Origin of the sequence: Pseudomonas lutea (assembly GCF_000759445.1) — a bacterium.
Classification (GTDB): domain Bacteria; phylum Pseudomonadota; class Gammaproteobacteria; order Pseudomonadales; family Pseudomonadaceae; genus Aquipseudomonas; species Aquipseudomonas lutea.
In genome coordinates this window covers 1,519,596-1,538,163 of the sequence record NZ_JRMB01000002.1, presented here as the reverse complement: position 1 = coordinate 1,538,163, position 18,568 = coordinate 1,519,596, and the positions used below count along the sequence as shown (strand labels likewise).

Sequence of the window (18,568 nt, the reverse complement as noted above, 5' to 3'; positions counted from 1 at the left end):
GCCTGGGTTCCACGCGTGGCTCCCACGACTGTCTATCACGTAGGGAATGCCGGAGATGCTCTGTGGATTTACTGCGCCGGCGGATCCAGCAATACCCACAAGCGGACAATCTTGCCGTCAACGACTTCCGCCACATCGGCGCCCGTGACAACCACCGGACCTTCCTTGGGCCCCGCCTGCCAGCGCAAGTAAGCCATCCCATGATGCCCCACCGCCACGCCTTGGGCGACGAAGGAAAAGTCGGGACCGAACTGCTCAAGCAGCGCGCCTGCAACGTCGGAAATGGCGGCCTGCCCGGTCACGATGCCTTCGGGCTCGTACATCTTGGGTTCGGCGGAGAACAGCTGCTGGATGGCAGCAATGCGCTTGTCGGCGTCGCGTTCGTTGAACACCTGTTCCAGGTTCGCGCGCAGGAGCGCGTTAAAGTCGGGTGCCGATGAGGCGGATGGGTTTTCGTGTGATTGAGCCATGGCAAGACCTTCTATTGGGAAGACAGGAGACTAGACGCGAAACGGACGCAGCACCGATGACTCGCTCAGACGGTCGATGAGACCCGCCCATTGGCTGGAAAAAAGCGCGGTGGCGGCACACGTTCAGGGCATCAACAAGATCGATCCGGTGTGCTTGCGCGCCGCGATGGCCTGATGCGCCAGCACTGCGTCTTCCAGCCGGTAGCGTGACAGCTCCAGCGGGCCCAACGCCCCTTCGCGGAATCGCTCGAAGACCTCGGATGCCGCCGTGTTCTGGTTTTCGGTATTGACGTACTGCGGCGTAGAAGGCTGGACATATCGAATGCCCCGCGCGGCCAAGAGCGTGCTGTCCGGTGCTGCCATCCCGGAAGCGTTGCCGACGTGGACCAGATCACCCCCGTCTCGTAGCGCGTGGGTCGAAGCCTCAAGGGTCTGACGCCCGACGAGGTCGTACACCACGTCAACGCCTGCACCGCCATTTGCCGCTTTCATCCGTTCTGCCAGGTGGGGCTCGTCCGAACGCAGCACCGTATCGATGCCCCAGCTTTCGATGATCCGCGCCTTCGCTGCTGAGCCGACGGTAGCGATCACTTTGGCGCCGATGGATTTGGCCCAACGCGTGAGCAACGTGCCGACGCCACCAGACGCGCCATGCACCACAACGGTCTCGCCTGCCCGCAGAGCATGAACCTGTTTGACCAGTGCCCAGGCCGTCAGCCCTTTGGAAAGCAGTCCTGCAGCCTGCTCGCTGGAAATATCGGTCGGGAGCTTGATCAGCGCAGCGGCGTCAATCACTCGGCTGTCTGCATAGGCGCCCGGCGCGAAGAAATAACCGACACGATCACCGGTTTTAAGATGCTGCACATCGGCGCCTACTGCTTCGACAACACCGGCGGCCTCGACGCCCATGCTGAACGGCAGCGGGATCTTGAATGTGCCATCCCTGAACATTGTGTCGACGTAGTTCACGCCAATCGCCTCATGGCGTATCGCGACTTGCCCACGTCCGGGTTTTTCCAGCGTGAAGCTTTCGTACGTGAGCACAGCGGGAGTGCCCTGTTGGTAAATGCGGATGCGTTGATTCATGGCTGCCTCTGAGGAAAACGTTGGTAAGAACCCGAGCCAATCGCGCCGCACCGCTGAACGCAGCGTGGCGCACCGACTGTAAGTTCGCTTGTGGTGTATTGATCAGGCGCTCTGGCCGCCATCGACATTGAGTGTTGCGCCAGTGATGTATGAAGCGTCCGGGCCCGCGAGGAACGACACGGCAGCGGCGATATCTTCGGGCTGACCGTAGCGGCCCAGTGCTGCGAGGCCTGCAAGGAACGGCGCGTGACCGGCGGTCTCAGGGTTCATCTCGGTGTTGATGGCGCCAGGCTGAATGACATTGACCGTGATATTGCGCGGCCCCAGATCCCGAGCCCAACCACGGCTGTACGCCGCGATTGCCGCCTTGGTGGCGATGTAATCTGCAGCGCCTGGAAATGGCACGTGGTCGGCGCCCGTTGTCCCCAGAGAAATGATCCTGCCGCCATCATTCATCAGACCCACTGCAGTGCGTACCGCGGTGACCACGCCACCGACGTTGACGGCTTGTTGGCGATCAAACGCCGCGATATCGGCATCAGGTGCGTCCACCGCACCGGTGACGAACACCCCGGCGCTGTTGACCAGAATGTCCAGTCGGCCGAAGTGGGCATGGACCTGTTGCACCAGCGCCGTTACTTGCGCGGTATCGCCCTGGTCAGCCTGAATCGCCAGCGCCTCCACGCCCTGGCGTTGAATGTCGGCAACCACTCTCTGCGCCTGCTCCGCAGATTTTGCGTAGCTGAACGCGACGTGAGCGCCATCGGCGGCCAGTCGCCTGGCGATCGCAGCGCCAATGCCACGTGAGCCGCCGGTTACCAGTGCCACTTTTCCTTTCAGATGCTGAGTCATTTCGTTTGATCTCTGTTAGCGCCAGCCGGGATGGCTCGCTGCGTTTCGGTGAGATCAATGTAAAAGATCGTCAGAGCGGGATAAATCGCCTAAAAATGACTCCACTGTTCCTCTAGGCGTGCTAATAGTAAGCACAGGTTTTGCTGAGCGAGTCGTAGCGTGGATTACTTCACAGCCGTTAAGGCGTTCATCCAGGTGGTGCAAGCGGGGAGCTTCGTCAAAGCCGCGCAGACGCTGAACCTTCCGCGCAACACCGTCACCAAACACCTCCAGTCGCTGGAGAGCCATCTGCGTGTCAAGCTGCTCAACCGCACCACGCGGCGCATCTCGCTGACCAACGATGGCACCGCCTACTACGAACGCATGGTGCGGGTGGTGGATCAGTGGCTTGAAGCGGAATCGGATCTGGCCAGCGCTCAGGCGCGCCCCCATGGACGGTTGCGCGTAGACATGGGATCTACCATGGCAACGATGCTGGTCCTTCCCGCATTGCCGGACTTCCAGAAACGCTATCCCGAACTGCAACTGGACATCGGCGTAAGCGACCGGCCCGTCGACCTGTTGGGTGACCGCGTCGACTGCGTCATTCGCGGCGGCACGCTCAACGACCCTTCGCTCATCGCCCGCCGCCTGGGTAGCCTGCCCTTCGTCACCTGCGCAACGCCGGACTATCTCGCCCGCCACGGCACGCCTTTACACCCAAGCGACCTGGAAAAGGGCCACCAGATGGTCCGCTATTTTTTCGCAGGCACCCACCGCAGGCTACCGGTGGAATACGTCAAAGCGGGTGAGCGCATCACCGTTGATGCTGACTATTACGTGGCGGTGAATGACTCCAACGCGCTGCTTGCCGCCGCGCTCGCAGGCATGGGCGTGGTGCAGACACTGATGTTCATGGCAGAGCCGCACCTCAAGTCAGGGGCGATGGTTCAGGTTTTGGAAGACTGGTCGCTGGAGCCGAACCCGATCTACATCGTTTATTCGCCTAACCGACATTTGAGTGCGCGCGTAAGGGTTTTTGTGGAGTGGCTGGTGGAGTTGTTTGAGGGGAAGGGGTTGCGGTGAAGGGTGGCTTTTCGTGGCTGATGTTTGGGGCGTTTGGCGGGGCGGTATGCCTAACGGTATTGGCTTGTTGTCAGCGGGGGAGGGTGGATCGAGCCAAACAAAAAAGGCCCACCTTTCGGTGAGCCTTTTTGCTAAATCTGGTGCCGGCACCAGGAGTCGAACCCGGGACCTACTGATTACAAGACAGATCGTTAATATATATATCAATGAGTTACCTAAGTTCTTGTTACGTGGGCATGCGCCAAGACTGGCTAGGTATACGGGGCCTGTAGCCGTTGTTACGCTAGTGTTTGCTCAGTCTGTGGGCCTGCGAACCATGCGGGTTGATGTGGTCCGCGGTTGTGATAGCAGAAAAAACAACAGAGACGCCTGTTGCCGGCCAAGTGCAAATTTTAGGTGCGGCGAGGTTTTCAGAAGCATCACCTCCGACAGCGCACTTCGTCATGCAGCAGCACTGAGCACGCTTCCGCGGTACGAACGCGCGTGACGTTAACGGATAACCTCTAGGTATCCCACATGGGTTGGTTTAAAAGGAGGCGTTGTCACCCCCTTTCTAAAATCCTTATCAATCCATGTCATCGGCAGTTTCGACACTTAGATCGTCGTCACTGCCTTGTGAAAAATATGACTCCTCGGCTAAGTCCGTAATCGCGAACACGCGACGTCCCGCGTCGTTTTTTCCTCGCACTACGAGCCCTTTGTCATGTAGGTATCTTCCTCTGCGGCCAATGAGTTGGTAAGAACAATCCAACTCTGATGCGATGTCGCCAGCAAACATAGCATCGGTACCCAAGTGAAGAGTTTGTAGAATTCCGAGTTCTGCTGCCGGCAGCAACAGCGATTTATCCACGTCTCTTAATACATTTTCATACTTTTTAGAGAGGTTTACGACTTCGCAAATACCGCTGGCACATTCTCGGCATTTCATTTTATTCCATCGAATCGCTTCTAGATCGTCAATTGAGTACTTGAACTCACACTCCTGACAGATTATCTCTTGATTTTTGGCCATATACTTATGGAGCAGGGGGGAGTAATCAAAGACGCGCTCAACAAAATAGAGTCTATACGCTCGTTCCCGGCCGGGGCGACCAAAAGCAAGAGTGTACTTTTGACAAAGACCGTAATTCATCGCGTAGACGCTGACTTTTCTCCCATCTCTGTCGCTCATTTCATAGTACTTTGTAAGAAAAAAATTCAATTCTAACGTCTGAAGAATTGATTCATATGCCACCGAAACGTGAAAATGGCTTGTCGGGGGGCGACCATTGATCGAGTCAAATACGCTTGAGCTGTGGCTTCTAAGTTCTTTTGCTCTAACAACAAGCATTTCAAGAAGTTCTTTGAGTCCAAATATTGAAGATTTTTCACCGAATGATTCATGTAAAAACTTTGAAAGGCTGAAATAGCTTTCAATTTTGTCTTCATAATATTTTTTGGCGGCTTGCTGAATGGCCCTTACACCGATTTTTCGATCATAAATCAGATGAGATTCGTGACAGTAATGCAATAGGTAGCCTATGATCCTAGGGTTACCCATCGTCGCGTAGAACAACTCTTTGAGAATTTCATCAAGATTGGAATCAAAGTAGTCAGCTACTTTTCCGGCCTTGTAGACCTTTATTCGCATCATAACTAATCGACGAACAAATTCAGTAGCATTATCCTCCATGGTTGAAACGTCGTTAGATCCATAGAGCTTATAAATATCTAGATACACTTCGTCGATTTTTGTTTTGTCAATTTGGCCATAATAGATTCGGCCTGGGTAAGCTGCAACCTTCAACTTGATAAACTCTTCGGACCAGTTGTTTAGAGGAGCAAGTAGAAGGTCGACCACAACCTTCATTGCGTCCTCTGGAAGCTCTGAAAAATCATCAACTAGAATGTATAGGTGGCGCACCCCCAAATTAGACAATATGGTCTTAAGCTTTGAAAGCAAGTCCTTTATGTCGAAAACGCTTATTAGGATGTCGCTATAGCTAATCTCTGACGCATCTTTTGTGCTAGAGGCGCGCTGTCCGCCTACAGTGAAATCTACCGGGTTTGGATCAATCTTTAATTTGATCTCCGCATTTTCACCGCTAGATCGGATGTTTTCTTCCTGCTGCTTACCCTGAACATGCTTTATGCCTAAAACGCTAATAAATCTTTCGACATCAATCTCTTCGATTAGCTCATCTAACTCTTCAAATAATTCGTCTAAGCTTCCGGAGAACGAATCTTTTATTGTTTCCCAAAATGAGCTTTCAGTTCTTTTCTTCAGTTCTTTCTTGATCTCAACGATAACCGATATAATAAATGATTTCAGCAGCAGAATTCGCTCGATCTCCTGCGGAGGAAGTGCGAAATCCATAGTTGCAATTTTTGCATGTGTGCGGCTGTCAACTTGAGAGGATTCGAAAATTGTCTTAATGTCGACGTAGGCAGATGTCTTCTTCTTGTCCTTGGTTAACTCATACTGTAGGCGTTGAAAGATTGTGGATTTGCCGGTTCCCTTTCTTCCGATGATAAATGACGTGTTTGGCATTCTAACAGTTTCAAATACATGGTCATTTGGCAAAGGGTCTACATATAATTTTTCCACAATCGCGGAGTTATTGTCTTGTCCGGGCAATTCTGCTCTGCGATAAAGTTTAAGTGACTGAACGGCGTCGTGAAAATTGGTCAGCTTACTTGCCATAAAATATCCCTAGTTCAACCGGCATTAAAAAGAACAGCGAATAACCTGTAGGTAGCGTCTCTAACGCCTCAGACAATACCGTTTCAATTCCGAATTAGGAAGCGGTTAGGAAATTAATCCTCCACGGATATGACTGCTGAAGTCTCTTGCCCGTTGGAAGTCTGTCAGCTCATTTAACGGCAGCGCTGGGCCGAACTGCCGCAGATCGCTCTGACCTCAATCTGGACGTTTCCCACGACGCGCTGCAGCAGGGCAGGCTGTGCGAGGACCGGATCTGGCGTCAGATCGTCACCATCCTGGACGCCGAACAGCGCGGCTGCGATCTCTTCGACCTGGAAGAGCTGCGGCTCGAATACAACGCGGATGCGTTCGCGAATCTGCTCATGTGTCAGTTCGTCGACGATGGGGCCAGCATCTTCCCGCTCAACGTCCTGCAGCCGTGCATGGTCGACAGTTGGGTCGAGTGGTCCGAGGACTACAAGCCATTCGCGTCGCGGCCGTTTGCCGATCGGCAGGTGTGGGTGGGCTATGACCCGGCGGAAACAGGCGACAGCTCCGGCCTGGTCGTTGTTGCTCCGCCGCTTGTGCCCGGCGGTAAATTCCGCGTGCTCGAGCGCCATCAGTTCCGGGGAATGGATTTCGCGGCGCAGGCCGAAGCGATCCGGCAGGTCACGCTGCGGTACTGGGTCACCTACATCGGCGTCGACATTACCGGCATGGGCTCGGGCGTGGCCCAGCTGGTGCGCCAATTCTTTCCGAACGTCACCACGTTCAGCTACTCGCCCGAGGTGAAGACGCGCCTGGTGCTTAAGGCATACGACGTGATTCACAAGGGTCGCCTCGAATTCGACGCCGGCTGGACCGACATGGCGCAGTCGTTGATGGCGATCCGCAAGACCATCACGGCTAGCGGCCGGCAATTCACCTATACCGCAGGCCGCACCGACGAGACCGGACACGCGGATCTCGCCTGGGCGCTCTTCCACGCACTGCAGAACGAACCGCTTGAGGGCCAGACCTCAACGAATACTGGCTTCATGGAGATTTACTGATGAGCAACCGACGCAGCAGAAACACGCAACCCAGCGCCGTGACCCAGCCCCCGATCGAGGGGGATCTGCTACCTGCGGCCGGCGGCAAGATGGAGGTGTTCACTTTCGGCGATCCCACGCCCGTGCTTGATGAGCGGGGAATACTTGATTACCTGGAGTGCTGGCTCAACGGGCGATGGTACGAGCCGCCCATGTCCCTTGATGGTCTTGCGAAGTCGTCCAGGGCCAGCGTCTTCCTGCAGTCGGGGCTGAACTTCAAAAGGAACATGCTGGCTCGCACTTTCATCCCTCACAAGCTCCTCACACGGCAGACGTTCGAACAGTTCGCCCTAGACTTCCTCTGGTGCGGCAACGGCTATCTCGAAAAGCGCGACAGCATGATGCGGAGCACGCTCGGCTTGCAGCCTGCCTTGGGCATGTACATGCGGCGCGGCGTTGCCCTGGACACCTATTACCAGGTTCGTGGGTGGAGCGATGAACACGAGTTCAAGAAGGGGACCGTTTTTCATCAGCGCGAGGCTGATATCAATCAGGAAATCTACGGCCTTCCAGAGTGGCTCCCGGCGCTGCAAAGCGCGCTGCTGAACGAGTCCGCCACTCTGTTTCGACGCAAGTACTACGACAACGGCAGTCACGCCGGCTTCATCATGTACATGACCGACGCGGCCCAGAACGAGACAGACGTTGCGGCCCTGCGCAGCGCGCTGAAGGCTGCAAAAGGGCCGGGCAACTTCCGCAATCTGTTCATGTATGCGCCTGGCGGCAAGAAGGACGGCATTCAGCTGATTCCCGTCAGCGAAGTCGCGGCAAAGGACGAGTTCGCCTCGATCAAGAACATCAGCCGCGACGACATGCTGGCCGCGCTGCGCATACCGCCGCAACTCATGGGCATCGTCCCGCAGAACGCTGGAGGCTTCGGCTCAATCAAGGAAGCCGCCCAGATCTGGGCCATGAACGAGCTCGAACCCGTTCAGGCCCGCCTGCAACAGATCAACGATTGGTTGGGCGAAGAGGTGGTGCGCTTCCGGCCTTTCGAACCAGTCGCTGATAACTCTCTTCTCAATCCGTAATAAGGACCCAGCATGTCTGCTCCGATTTTCCCGTGGATGGGCGGCAAGCGTCGCATGGCAAAACACATCCTCCCCGAGTTCCCTGATCACGACTGCTACGTCGAGCCCTTTTGCGGCGGCGCGGCTCTGTTCTTCATGAAAGAGCCTAGCCGGGTAGAGGTGATCAACGACTTTGACGGCGATGTGGTGAATCTGTATCGCGTCGTTGCGAATCACTTGGAAGAGTTCGTGCGCCAGTTCAAATGGGCCCTGGTCAGCCGCACCATGTTCGAGTGGGCCAAAGAGCAGGCCCCGCGGACTCTCACCGATATCCAGCGAGCGGCGCGGTTCTTCTATCTGCAGAACCTGTGTTTCGGTGCCAGGGCGAAAAGCCGAGCGTTCGGGACGGGTACGACTTCAGGCCCGAGGCTGAACCTGCTGCGCATCGAAGAAAAATTGAGCGATGCCCATCTGCGCCTGGCACGGACGACCGTCGAGCACCTCGACTGGAAAGAGTGCATCAGGCGCTATGACCGCGATCACACGCTGTTCTACTTGGACCCACCTTATTGGGGCACCGCCGGCTACGAGGTAGGAGACTTCGGCTTTGAGCAGTTCGAAGCCATGGCCGATCTGGCCCGAACGATTCGCGGCAAAATGGTGATCTCGGTGGGGGATCATCCCCGCATCCGCGAGGTGTTCGCCGGGCTCAGGCTGAAAGAAGTGCCGTTCCGGCACACCGTCGGCGGCAATGGCGGGATTGAGGTCAACGAGCTGGTCTATTTCAACTGGTAGCGATCACAAAAAAGCCCGCGCAAGGCGGGCTTTTTGTTTAAGACCAGATCCACGTCACCTGACGACCTTCAGACTCGAGCTGCTTCCAATGCTAATCGACGATGCCGCTGGCAGCGCAATCCTGGAAATCAGCGCAAGGTGGTATTCCTGACCATCGTCCTCAGACCAAAGCTGGTCAGCCAAGCCATCTAGCGCATCCTGATTGGGGATGGGCAGAAGCGACGCGTTCAACATCTGGTAGTAATAAACGTAGAGGCCCAGCGCCAAGGCGTAGGACATCTGGCGTTGCCAGAAGAACTTGCCTTCACCTGTCTGATGATTGTCAGACAAAATCACGTCATACCGGCTCAGAATGTAATTGAAGAAGACCTTATGAGGAACTTCCCGAATCACATTCGAATGGCGAATGTCTGTGGTGCGCCACACGAGATTCTGGGTAGCCGGACGACAGTTCAGGTCACTGATCGGCGCAATCACCACCTTGTTGTAGTACACAACCGACTTAAGCAGATCGTTGACCAGCGCAATTTCGAACTCATCGCTGGAAGGCCGCTCACGATGATCAATCCGAAGCAATCTATAGCCAGGCGTCATTACCCACTGAGCCTCGGCATTGATATCGGTCCGGTTGGCAGCGTTCACCAAAGAATCGTAGAAACGAGTGTTCTCCACCGGACGCATCAGGTGGGCGAACAGTTTGGTTATCTCGACGTTTTTTACGATCAGCTTTGGCATGACTGCCTTTTACCCTTGCAGTGATTCCCACTGCCACTTGGATCGTTTTAGACGGACCGTCACCGGACGATTCACCGGAGCTTTCGCAATCACTTTAATTGCGGAATACGTGAACACATTTGACCACGAATAATAACTATGTCAACTGAACACGGTGCATATGTGTGCAGTTCGTCGGTGGATTCACCGGTGAAGCGCTGGGCGGCTTCTGTACGGCGCCAAACGGCCGCGCATTTGGCGTAGATGTTGATGCGGTCGCGCTTGCGATCGGCGCCGCTTGCGCCGGGCGGTCCTATCCGCAGAATTTCACCTATGCAAACATACTGTTTGTATATCCAGTGTTGGCCGACACCCATGCCTCCCGAACTTCCTCCTTTCAAGCCAGTAACCCAAGCCGAGCTGCGGGGCATTTGGGTGGAGCATGCTAAATGCCGTCGCCTGGTGCTGGAGGTGGAGCGCTACCGCCGGGTGATTGCGAAGGTCGACCATCTTTATAAGGCCACGCATAAGGCATGGCGCGAGGAGGTCGGTGGGGATCTGACGGCCCTGCATTTGATGCAGCAGCTGATGACTGAGGAGCGTCATCGGCTTCCAGACGTGGCGGGCACTATTAAGGAAGATTCACATGATTGACGATCACGTCAAAATCTCTCTGGATGAGCAGCTCAATATCCGAGCCGCCGGCACCTATCTCGTCAAGGTGGATGGCGACAGCATGCAAGGCGTGGGGATCTACAGCGGGGACATTCTGATTGTGGACAAGGCGATCGACCCGCGAGCGGGCCATGTGGTGATCGCCGTGGTGAATCGGGAGCCGATGGTTAAATTGCTTTCCTTTGAAGTCAGCGGAACGCCGATTCTCAGGTCAGCCAATCCCCGTTACCCAAGCCGCTACATCATGGAAAACGACGAGTTCGAGGTTTGGGGGGTCGTGACTCACAGTCTCAGGGACCATGCCCGAAACTGACCTGTTCGCTGGGCAGATCAGCGCGGCGAAAAGCCTGCGCGGGCCATCAGGTCTTGGAGTTTGTCGACGGACTGTTTCACCAAAAAGGCCCCGGTATCATCGGGAGCGCTTGCCGAAAACTCTGCCCAGCCCTGACGGCTGACGAATTGGGCCAGCGCAAGAGCTTCAGCCTCAGTAAGCGCGATCTCCTCGGCGACACCGGCCTCGGTTGCGATGGTCATAATGGCGTCGCCGGTCTGTGTGGAGTTGCTGCTCATGTTTGATTCCTCTGTGATAAAGCCGGAACCCTAAAACCCTTACCGCCTGCTTACCAAGGCGGTAAGGGCTTTTTATTTACTCCGCTTTGATCAGGTCCGGCTGAGCGAACAGCCAGCACTTCACTGTGACCTTCCTGATTACGCTGTCCACCGCCTTCAGGTCGATGAATCGCGGGTTTACGCTGTTTTTCAACGCGGTCGTAACGCCAGAGCCAAGCACCAGCGGTATGCCATGTTGGGCGAATAGCTCGGCCAGGTGCGGCATGTTAACGGCCATCAGATTGAGTCTTTTCGAGTGGTTGTAAGCCACGCCCTTCGCGTCGAGCTGCAGGAGCGCCGCCCAGAATTCGGCAACGACATCAGCCTGGGGAGGCTCGACGTGGCCGAGGCCCTCCAGATCGGGGACCGCCAACCCCATCGAGGTCGACAAACGGGTGATCTCGATGCCGAGCGCTTCCCGCATGACTTTGTTGCGGCTGCGCATTAGCTCTTTCATCAAAGCCAGGCGATGCTTGGACATGCTGATCTGCTGAGCAATCGTAACCGCACCAGGACGAGTGGCGACGCCCTTGCTCCAGTAGTTCCAAAGCACCTCATCGCACTCTTCCTGGTATTGGACGATCTTGTCGCGGAGCTCAGGCGCCACTTTGTTGGGGCTGATGGAGTAGAGCCAGGCCGCGAGCTTGCGCAGTGGCAGGCAGGTCATTCCGTACTGTTTACCGTCAACGCCAGTTGTGGTGATTTCCGCCATAACTGAACCGAATTTCTCGCCCAGCTTGGCGTGCTGACTTTTCCAGTCCAGCCCCATATTGGCTACGACTGGCTTCATAGCTACGTAAGGTTCGCCGTCTTTGCGTATCAGCACCACGGTATCGCCGTAGAATGGAACGGGCATCAATTGGGTATTCATTTTGTGTCCCCTCATTTCTCAGATGCGGCGCTGATTGCCGGTAGCGGAGCGAATGACGCGGTTCAGATCAGTGCAGATCCCGTCGAGAAAGCCCGCCAGCATTTGCGGCTGGTACAGCCCAGGGTGATCGGCCTGTTGGGCAAGTGCATGCACCAAGGCAAGCGAGTCCCGCGCCCGTTCCAGATCGAACAGATCGTCTTCAGTGAGGCCGTAGGGCTTTCTCATTGGGCACCGCCATGTGTTTCGAGAACGCGCACCTGGAGCATGTGATGGTTGTAGCGCTTGAGGCGGGTAGACAGCGAGGAGTCAGCGTGCAGCGCGGCGAGAGCCATGCGGCGATGGGCAAGTGCGCGGATTTTGGACGGAATGAGAGCGGTCATGGTGGAGCTCCTAACGTAGTGGGGAGCTGCTACCGATCGTCGCCAAACGATAAGGGTGGCAGCTGTACGCGGGTTGGCGAACCGGGACGTTAGGAACCCGGCAGACCCGAGGGTCTCCCACGCACAGCCGCCATAACACAGAACGGCGGGCACAAAAAAAGCGCCTGCAGATGTGAAAGGGGGCGCTGTTGCGCCTAACGTGCTCGGGTCGCCAAACCCGGTCGCTGAATTGGCAGCGACGGCCGTAATGTATTACTTGAGGGTGATACGTTGCAAGAACTATCCGCGTACACAAGGCGCGACACTCTCGCCCAGCAGGGGCAGGCTCGCCCTCCATTCAACCCTGGCTCACACCTGATCTACAAAGGCTAGTGAGGCCGTCCGACTGACATTTTTTTGCCTCATTTTGGTGCGACCGCCGGTAGGGCAGGACCGTCTTCACCTGGCGCGCGCCGTCGTCCCCCCGCCACGCCTGCGGGCTAAATAGGTCTAGTTTTCTACGCCCCCGCAGCCCTTCCAACGCGGCCCGTCCCGGGCTTCTCCTGAGCGATCTGGAGACGAAAAAACCCTGCAGTTCCCTGCACGCCCCCCCCTTTTTGCAACGCGCCTATAACACTAGATCAGGAGGTCGTTTCTAGGTTGAGCCACGGGAAAAGGGTTAGTTTTTTCTCAGACATTAGCAAGCGGGCTGAAACCCAGTATCGACGGGGGGTAGAGGCTGTTTCTTAGAGGTTAGAAGTGGGTTAGGAAAGATGGGGGGTGATGGTTAGGCTTTTGATTTTAAAGGATATTTTATTTCAGAAAACTAACAGTTCTAAAAGGTTAGTTTCTTACTTCTCCTATCTACAAAACTAACCTTCACTGATTCGTTACAGCCCTTGGAGTATGTGGCGTGCAAGGCAGACAGGGAGAGACCTGCCTTTTCTAACCGGTTTCCCATGGGTCAACATAAAATGAAGTGTGGCGTAGGTGAGTAGCATCACCAGGCTCGCATCCGCAATCTGGTGTCATCACGCGTAAAGCCGCAATCAATGACTGTCCTGCATCGGCCTTAATCTAATGCTTCAAGATCGTGGCTCTTCGGATACCTCCGACGAAATCACCAACTGTGCATCGCCCAAGTAGCTAAAAAGCCGATGACACCCTCACGAGAGCTGTCATCTGCTTCTCAATACATGCAGAGGACCTAGCATGGGTGTCTGAAGCCTTTACTCGAAATTACAGGAGTAAATGTTGTTGGCTAGTCACACCTTGGTAAGAGGGCTCAGGGGGCGCTGGCACGCTCAACCCGCTCATTCGAATCAGCATCGGTACCATCGCTCTGTTCTGAAAGACGGTGTGTTCTTTGCCCCAGTGAAGGCTGATCAACCGCGGTTGGATAGATGATCCGGCTGACGGAAGCCCGTTCGGATGGACAGTGGTGATGCCACTCGCGGTGTATACAAAAACCCAGTCACCCGGGTTCACGAAGCCATTGCCGAACCAGAGCATGTTGTCCTTCAACGGTGTAACGGACCCATCAATAGTGGGCATTCCCACAAACAGGCAGTATTCCCCAAGATCGCAATGCTCTCTCACATAAATGGTAATACGCTCAAGGTTAGCCACCCCATGATCCATTACATTATTGATATAGAGGCTATTTATGGCGTCAAAGATCATCTGCGCTTTCCTCGACTTGGTATGAAGTTCGTCAAGAGCAAACCTCCTGCAAAAACGAAGATGAGAAAAGACTGGCTGGGGTAGGTTTTGTAAACGTCAACGGCAATGCCAAACAGGAACGGGCTAAAGAACGTGCACATTCGCTGGGCGAGACCCAGCCTGAAATTATGACCAATTCCCCCCTCAAGCCGGACTATCTCGATTTTTTCTGCATGAAGCTCAGCCAATGCTTGATCAAGCTTGGATTGGTTCTCTTTGGCTAGAAGTTTTGCGTGGTCTCTTTCATTAACGAGGTCATTCACCCACGCGTCAAAAATGCGAGCGTTCTGGGCGCCACCGAAATTTCTGGGGTTTTCGGTAGCCAATCCTCTGAAAGCGTTCGGCAGAAGCTCCCCTGTCAGTGGAGGGCCCGCGTCCGGTGGGATTTCGACAGAGCCGACCGTTTGATTCCCGATAACACCATTGTCGGTAGGTTCTGGAGCGTCGGTCATCAGGTTCATTGCCAATCCCTGGAGTCTAACGGTGCGTTAGAAAATCGCGATGAGCTTGCTGCCGCCCACGGTGGTATCAGATCACATTCCGTTGTTACGTCACTTGTTACGTGTAGCGGATAAACAAAAGGCCTGCATCGCTGCAAGCCTTTGTTTTATATGGTGCCGGCACCAGGAGTCGAACCCGGGACCTACTGATTACAAGTCAGTTGCTCTACCAACTGAGCTATACCGGCGTTGTGGGCGCTGATTATAGGGATTTGATTTCCCGAGTAAAGCCCTAATTTCAGTTTTTTTGCGCCGCTTATGCCTTAACGCGATTACCGTTATTCACAATCCGCTCCAAGCGAAGCGGACGACCGGTCATTTTCCGGAATTATTCTCAATCGTTCGCAAGCTACTGTTTTTGCGCAAATTTTACATTGGCCAAAAAATGAACAATTGGTTACATCCCCGCCAAAGCCTGATTTACGGGCCTTACCGGAAATTTAGTCAACAGACTTATCCACAGGCTGCTCGTTAAAAATCGCCTAACCCTAGCTCGGCAATAATCAGCAAATTGCGCGGGGTGATGTGGCTGTCGCAAAACGTACCCACTCGGACGTCGTATCCCCGCTCCCCGAGGTAAAGCGCTCGGTCGAGGATGAGCCACAGCTCCAGCGGCCGTCGGAAGAGGTTGCGCAGCAGTTCCAGATTGCGCACTTGGGCCAGACGCGTCCAACCGTCTGCTTCAAGCGCCGCCCAATCTTGCTGGCCGGGCGAGGGCAGTCCTTTTAGAGCAGCGAGGTCGCGGCAGTACGAGGCGAACGGTTTGTCGAGCCAGGCGCTAGGCAGGGAGGGCGTTGGCAGGTAGTCATCGGTGCCGCGCAGTTGACGTTGTAGCAGGTCGAAGCCCAAGCGGCGGGCCATGGAGGTGTCTCGCTGGCGGCGCACGCGAGCGCCCGCTGTGACGGTTTCGCTGAGGGGCAGGCCGAGGTCGTCGAGGGACAGCGAGAGCGCGGAGGCCTTGGCCTGTTCGGAGATCGGCAGATAGCGATCGCCGGCAATGCGGTTGTAGCAGCACGGCGCGATGGCGAGTTGTTGGCAGCGGGCATCGCTGGCGAGGTGCATGAGGCGCACATGCAGGTCGCCGCATGCGTGCAGGGCGACGGGTGTGTGGTGCGTTTGAAGCTGCGCGGCTGCATCGTCGGCCATGACGTCCTGATGTTGATGCTTCGCGCGAATGCCCAGCTTGTCGCTGAGGTGCTGCCCCGCTTGTACCAGGTGTTCATCGTATTCAAGCAGGGTGAGCGCTTGGCCGCCGTGGGCGAGACGGCGACCAAGGTGGCCTTTGCCCGAGCACCAGTCCAGCCAGTGTGTCGGCTGTTGTTGAAAGCTCAAGCTGCTGGCGAAGGCTTCGATCTGTTGCCACTTGCGGCCGGGCACGTCCACGCTCATGCGGGATGAGACCGCCTTCAGAGTAACGGGCCGCAGGGCCTCGACTTCGCTCAACGCCTTCGACTGTAAAGCCAGCTGAGCAAAGGGCTGAGGCGCATCGAGAAGTTCGGGGTGGTTGTGCGCAGCTTCTGCCTCTTCCAGCGAGCGTTGCCGCAGCCAGGCGGACAACTCCGGGTGCTGCGACTCCCACGGCAGGTGACGGAGGGTAAAGGGGCGCGGGCGCCACAGGGCTTGATGCTCCAGAAGGAATGCATCAAGCGCGGCGAATCGGGACTGGAGTTGCGCGGGTGTGAGTGGCATTGGTTTATGGCAATTGAGCTGTGCGGTGCAGCATACGGTGAATCAGTGCCTGAGCGCGTTTATCAGGCACATCGATTTAGCGGCTGAAATGCCGCTGTCGCGAGCAAGCTCGCTCCCACATGGGCCTTTTCCTCTCCAGGGGCGGCGATCCTCACCGCCCCTGGCTGGCGTCCACCCGCAGATACCGCTCCAGCAGTTTGAAGCCCTGCACCAGCACGAACGACATCACCAGATAGATCAACCCAGCGATGAGGAAGGTTTGTTCCGGCATGTAGGTTCTGGCGTTGATGGTGCGGGCCATGCCGGTGATGTCGAGCAGGGTGACGGTGCTCGCCAGCGCGCTGGCCTTGAGCATCAGGATGACTTCATTGCTGTAGGCCGGCAGGCCGATGCGCGCTGCGCGGGGCAGGATGATGTACAGCAGCGCTTTGCCTTTGGACATGCCCAATGCGCGGGCCGCTTCGATTTCCCCGGGCGGTACGGCCTGGATGGCGCCGCGCAGGATCTCTGCGATGTAAGCGGTGGTGTGCAGGGTCATGGTCAAGGCTGCGCAAAAGAACGGGTCGCGCAGATACGGCCACATCGGGCCTTTGGTGATGACCTCAAACTGCGCCAGCCCGTAATAGACCAGAAACAGCTGCACCAGCAGCGGCGTGCCGCGGAAAAAGAAAATGTAGGCGTAAGGCAGCGCCCGAACGTAGGCATTACGCGAGGCGCGAGCGATGCCCAGCGGAATGGCGAGGATGAGCCCGGCGATCACCGCGACGGCGACCAGCTCTAGCGTCACCGTTGCGCCATGCAGCAGCTTCGGCAGCCATTTGAGGACGAATTCCCAACTCATGACGCGCTCCTCGCAAAGCCGACCGATGCGCGCTTTTCCAGCCATGCCAGGCCGATCATCGACAGCGCGGTCATGCACAGGTACATCAGCGCAGCGACCATATAGAAGGTGAATGGCTGCTTCGTGGAGGTGACCGCGATCTGTGCGTGGCGCATCACTTCTTCAAGTCCGATGACCGAGACCAGTGCGGTGTCTTTCATCAGGATCATGAAGAGGTTGCCCAACCCGGGCAGCGCAATGCGCCACATCTGCGGCATCACCAGTTTGAAGAAGATGCGTGAGCGTGACATGCCCAGCGCCAGACCGGCCTCGCGGTGGCCTTTGGGAATTGACAGCATGGCGCCGCGAAACACTTCGGTGGCGTAGGCGCCGAAGCACAGGCCCAATGCGATGACACCCGCCGCAAACGCGCTCAGCGACAGGTTCGGGATGTCGAACAGCTTGCCGATCGCCCGCATCGAGCTGACCGTCCCGAAGTAGATCAGCAAGACCCACAGCAATTCGGGGATGCCACGCACCAGCGTGGAATACGTGCCGCCGAGCCATTGCAGGGCCCGGTTGGGCGAAGTCTTTGCCAACGCTCCAAGCAGGCCGAGGATAAGCCCGAGGCACAGGGCCGACAGCGCGAGTTGAAGGGTCATCAGCATGCCGGCGGCGAGGGCCGGGCCGAATCCATAGAGATCGAAGTTCATAACGTCGTTGGGCTAGAGGACGGACGCCGCTGCTTGCAGGTGCAGGCAACGGCGAGGGTCAGGCAGGTCAGAGGATGCTGAACGGGAAGTACTTGTCGTTGATCTTCTTGTAGGTGCCGTCGGCGATGATTTCTTTCAGGGCTTCGCTCAATTTGTCGCGCAGTGGGTCGTCCTTGCGCACCGCGATGCCGATCTTGTCGTCAACCGGAAGCGCATCACCTTTGAACTCGAAGCTCTGACCTTCCTTGCTTTTCAACCACTCGTAGCTTGCGTATTTGTCGCCGAGCAATGCGTCGAGGCGGCCCGAAGCCAGGTCGAGAAAGGCGTTTTCCTGGGAGTCGTACAGTTTGACGGTCACGTCGTCGCCCCAGTTGTCTTGCAGCCACGAGCCGGAAAGCGTCGCGCGTTGTGCGCCGATTGTCTTGCCCTTCAACGTTTCCTTGATGGCGGCCAGGTCGCCACTGAGATTGGTGTTCTTTGGTGCGACGAACTGCAGCTTGTTGGAATAGTACGGAATGGTGAAGTCGACGGCCTGCATGCGCTCTTCGGTGATCGACATCGACGAGATCAGGAAATCGAACTTCTGCGCTTTGAGGGCAGGAATGATGCCGTCCCAGTCCGATGTCACCACTTCGCAGGTCACCTTCATCTTGGCGCACAGTGCGTTGCCGATCTCCACGTCAAAGCCCACCACCTGTCCGCTGGCGTCCTTGTTGTTGAACGGCGGATAGGCGCCTTCGATGCCCATTTTCAGGGTCTCGTCGGCAAAGGCGCTGGAGACCATCGCCAATGTGGCGGCAGCGGCCAACAGAATGTTTCGCAGGGTCTGCATCGATGTTGCTCC

General features: G+C 56.3%; 21 protein-coding genes, 1 tRNA gene and 1 pseudogene. 6 read left to right on the top strand and 17 right to left on the bottom strand.

The genetic code is table 11. The annotated features are described in order from the left end of the window. Window positions 1-68: 68 nt before the first annotated feature. From LT42_RS18990 to LT42_RS18980, 3 genes are all read right to left on the bottom strand, one after another. Window positions 69-470, bottom strand: a complete 402-nt coding sequence (locus LT42_RS18990) for a nuclear transport factor 2 family protein (protein ID WP_037016351.1) — start codon at window positions 468-470, stop codon at window positions 69-71. Between the two features lie 123 nt (window positions 471-593). After that, window positions 594-1,556, bottom strand: coding sequence for a quinone oxidoreductase family protein (locus LT42_RS18985; RefSeq protein WP_037016349.1), 963 nt, complete (start codon window positions 1,554-1,556; stop codon window positions 594-596). A 102-nt stretch (window positions 1,557-1,658) separates the two neighbouring features. Further along, the gene (locus LT42_RS18980; protein WP_037016346.1) at window positions 1,659-2,408 is read right to left on the bottom strand and encodes an SDR family NAD(P)-dependent oxidoreductase; all 750 of its coding nucleotides are present in this window, start codon (window positions 2,406-2,408) and stop codon (window positions 1,659-1,661) included. Window positions 2,409-2,567: 159 nt separating this feature from the next. On the opposite strand from LT42_RS18980, the gene LT42_RS18975 reads away from it, so the two are divergent. Further along, window positions 2,568-3,473 (top strand): LysR family transcriptional regulator, encoded by a 906-nt coding sequence (locus tag LT42_RS18975; RefSeq protein ID WP_037016344.1) that lies wholly within the window; start codon window positions 2,568-2,570, stop codon window positions 3,471-3,473. Between the two features lie 565 nt (window positions 3,474-4,038). On the opposite strand, the gene LT42_RS18970 is transcribed toward LT42_RS18975, so the two are convergent. Further along, complete coding sequence (locus LT42_RS18970) at window positions 4,039-6,156, bottom strand: helix-turn-helix domain-containing protein (protein WP_037016343.1); 2,118 nt, start codon at window positions 6,154-6,156, stop codon at window positions 4,039-4,041. A gap of 221 nt (window positions 6,157-6,377) precedes the next feature. On the opposite strand from LT42_RS18970, the pseudogene LT42_RS18965 reads away from it, so the two are divergent. The 3 genes and pseudogenes from LT42_RS18965 to LT42_RS18955 form a co-directional block, all read left to right on the top strand. After that, window positions 6,378-7,208, top strand: a pseudogene (locus LT42_RS18965) (phage terminase large subunit family protein); the annotation flags it as partial. After that, window positions 7,208-8,278 (top strand): phage portal protein, encoded by a 1,071-nt coding sequence (locus LT42_RS18960; RefSeq protein ID WP_037016341.1) that lies wholly within the window; start codon window positions 7,208-7,210, stop codon window positions 8,276-8,278. The pseudogene LT42_RS18965 and the gene LT42_RS18960, both read left to right, overlap by 1 nt. 12 nt (window positions 8,279-8,290) lie before the next feature. After that, window positions 8,291-9,052 carry a DNA adenine methylase gene (locus tag LT42_RS18955; protein ID WP_037016338.1) on the top strand — a complete coding sequence of 254 codons (762 nt, stop codon included), beginning with the start codon at window positions 8,291-8,293 and terminating at the stop codon, window positions 9,050-9,052. 54 nt (window positions 9,053-9,106) lie between these two features. On the opposite strand, the gene LT42_RS18950 is transcribed toward LT42_RS18955, so the two are convergent. Together LT42_RS18950 and LT42_RS25780 are read right to left on the bottom strand one after the other, a co-directional pair. Further along, complete coding sequence (locus LT42_RS18950; RefSeq protein ID WP_052075333.1) at window positions 9,107-9,787, bottom strand: hypothetical protein; 681 nt, start codon at window positions 9,785-9,787, stop codon at window positions 9,107-9,109. Window positions 9,788-9,876: 89 nt separating this feature from the next. Next, the gene (locus LT42_RS25780) at window positions 9,877-10,143 is read right to left on the bottom strand and encodes a hypothetical protein (RefSeq protein ID WP_152597699.1); all 267 of its coding nucleotides are present in this window, start codon (window positions 10,141-10,143) and stop codon (window positions 9,877-9,879) included. Between LT42_RS25780 and LT42_RS18945 the strand changes: the two genes are divergently transcribed. Both LT42_RS18945 and LT42_RS18940 read left to right on the top strand, forming a co-directional pair. Continuing rightward, complete coding sequence (locus LT42_RS18945; protein WP_052075332.1) at window positions 10,142-10,420, top strand: hypothetical protein; 279 nt, start codon at window positions 10,142-10,144, stop codon at window positions 10,418-10,420. The genes LT42_RS25780 and LT42_RS18945 overlap by 2 nt on opposite strands. Next, window positions 10,413-10,754, top strand: a complete 342-nt coding sequence (locus LT42_RS18940; protein WP_037016335.1) for a LexA family protein — start codon at window positions 10,413-10,415, stop codon at window positions 10,752-10,754. Before LT42_RS18945 ends, LT42_RS18940 begins: the two co-directional genes overlap by 8 nt. Before the next feature lie 17 nt (window positions 10,755-10,771). Here LT42_RS18940 and LT42_RS18935 read toward each other — a convergent pair whose 3' ends face one another. The 11 genes from LT42_RS18935 to LT42_RS18890 form a co-directional block, all read right to left on the bottom strand. Next, window positions 10,772-11,011 carry a DUF7706 family protein gene (locus LT42_RS18935; RefSeq protein ID WP_208855912.1) on the bottom strand — a complete coding sequence of 80 codons (240 nt, stop codon included), beginning with the start codon at window positions 11,009-11,011 and terminating at the stop codon, window positions 10,772-10,774. 76 nt (window positions 11,012-11,087) lie between these two features. Continuing rightward, complete coding sequence (locus tag LT42_RS18930) at window positions 11,088-11,921, bottom strand: phage antirepressor N-terminal domain-containing protein (protein WP_037016332.1); 834 nt, start codon at window positions 11,919-11,921, stop codon at window positions 11,088-11,090. Between the two features lie 18 nt (window positions 11,922-11,939). Next, window positions 11,940-12,146 carry a hypothetical protein gene (locus tag LT42_RS18925; protein WP_037016330.1) on the bottom strand — a complete coding sequence of 69 codons (207 nt, stop codon included), beginning with the start codon at window positions 12,144-12,146 and terminating at the stop codon, window positions 11,940-11,942. Continuing rightward, window positions 12,143-12,301, bottom strand: coding sequence for a hypothetical protein (locus LT42_RS26050; RefSeq protein ID WP_162835411.1), 159 nt, complete (start codon window positions 12,299-12,301; stop codon window positions 12,143-12,145). Before LT42_RS26050 ends, LT42_RS18925 begins: the two co-directional genes overlap by 4 nt. 1,218 nt (window positions 12,302-13,519) lie before the next feature. Further along, window positions 13,520-13,963 carry a hypothetical protein gene (locus LT42_RS18920; RefSeq protein ID WP_037016329.1) on the bottom strand — a complete coding sequence of 148 codons (444 nt, stop codon included), beginning with the start codon at window positions 13,961-13,963 and terminating at the stop codon, window positions 13,520-13,522. Further along, window positions 13,960-14,463: a hypothetical protein gene (locus LT42_RS18915; protein WP_037016326.1), complete on the bottom strand. Its 504-nt coding sequence runs from the start codon at window positions 14,461-14,463 to the stop codon at window positions 13,960-13,962. The genes LT42_RS18920 and LT42_RS18915 overlap by 4 nt, the downstream gene beginning before the upstream one ends. 151 nt (window positions 14,464-14,614) lie before the next feature. Then, window positions 14,615-14,690, bottom strand: a tRNA-Thr gene (locus LT42_RS18910). A 283-nt stretch (window positions 14,691-14,973) separates the two neighbouring features. Next, window positions 14,974-16,191, bottom strand: coding sequence for a methyltransferase (locus LT42_RS18905; RefSeq protein WP_037016323.1), 1,218 nt, complete (start codon window positions 16,189-16,191; stop codon window positions 14,974-14,976). Between the two features lie 151 nt (window positions 16,192-16,342). After that, window positions 16,343-17,032 carry an ABC transporter permease gene (locus LT42_RS18900; RefSeq protein ID WP_037016320.1) on the bottom strand — a complete coding sequence of 230 codons (690 nt, stop codon included), beginning with the start codon at window positions 17,030-17,032 and terminating at the stop codon, window positions 16,343-16,345. Then, a complete protein-coding gene (locus tag LT42_RS18895; protein ID WP_037016317.1) occupies window positions 17,029-17,724 on the bottom strand; it encodes an ABC transporter permease in 696 nt (231 codons plus the stop codon). The genes LT42_RS18900 and LT42_RS18895 overlap by 4 nt, the downstream gene beginning before the upstream one ends. A 67-nt stretch (window positions 17,725-17,791) precedes the next feature. Next, window positions 17,792-18,556 carry an ABC transporter substrate-binding protein gene (locus tag LT42_RS18890; RefSeq protein WP_037016315.1) on the bottom strand — a complete coding sequence of 255 codons (765 nt, stop codon included), beginning with the start codon at window positions 18,554-18,556 and terminating at the stop codon, window positions 17,792-17,794. Between the last annotated feature and the right edge of the window lie 12 nt (window positions 18,557-18,568).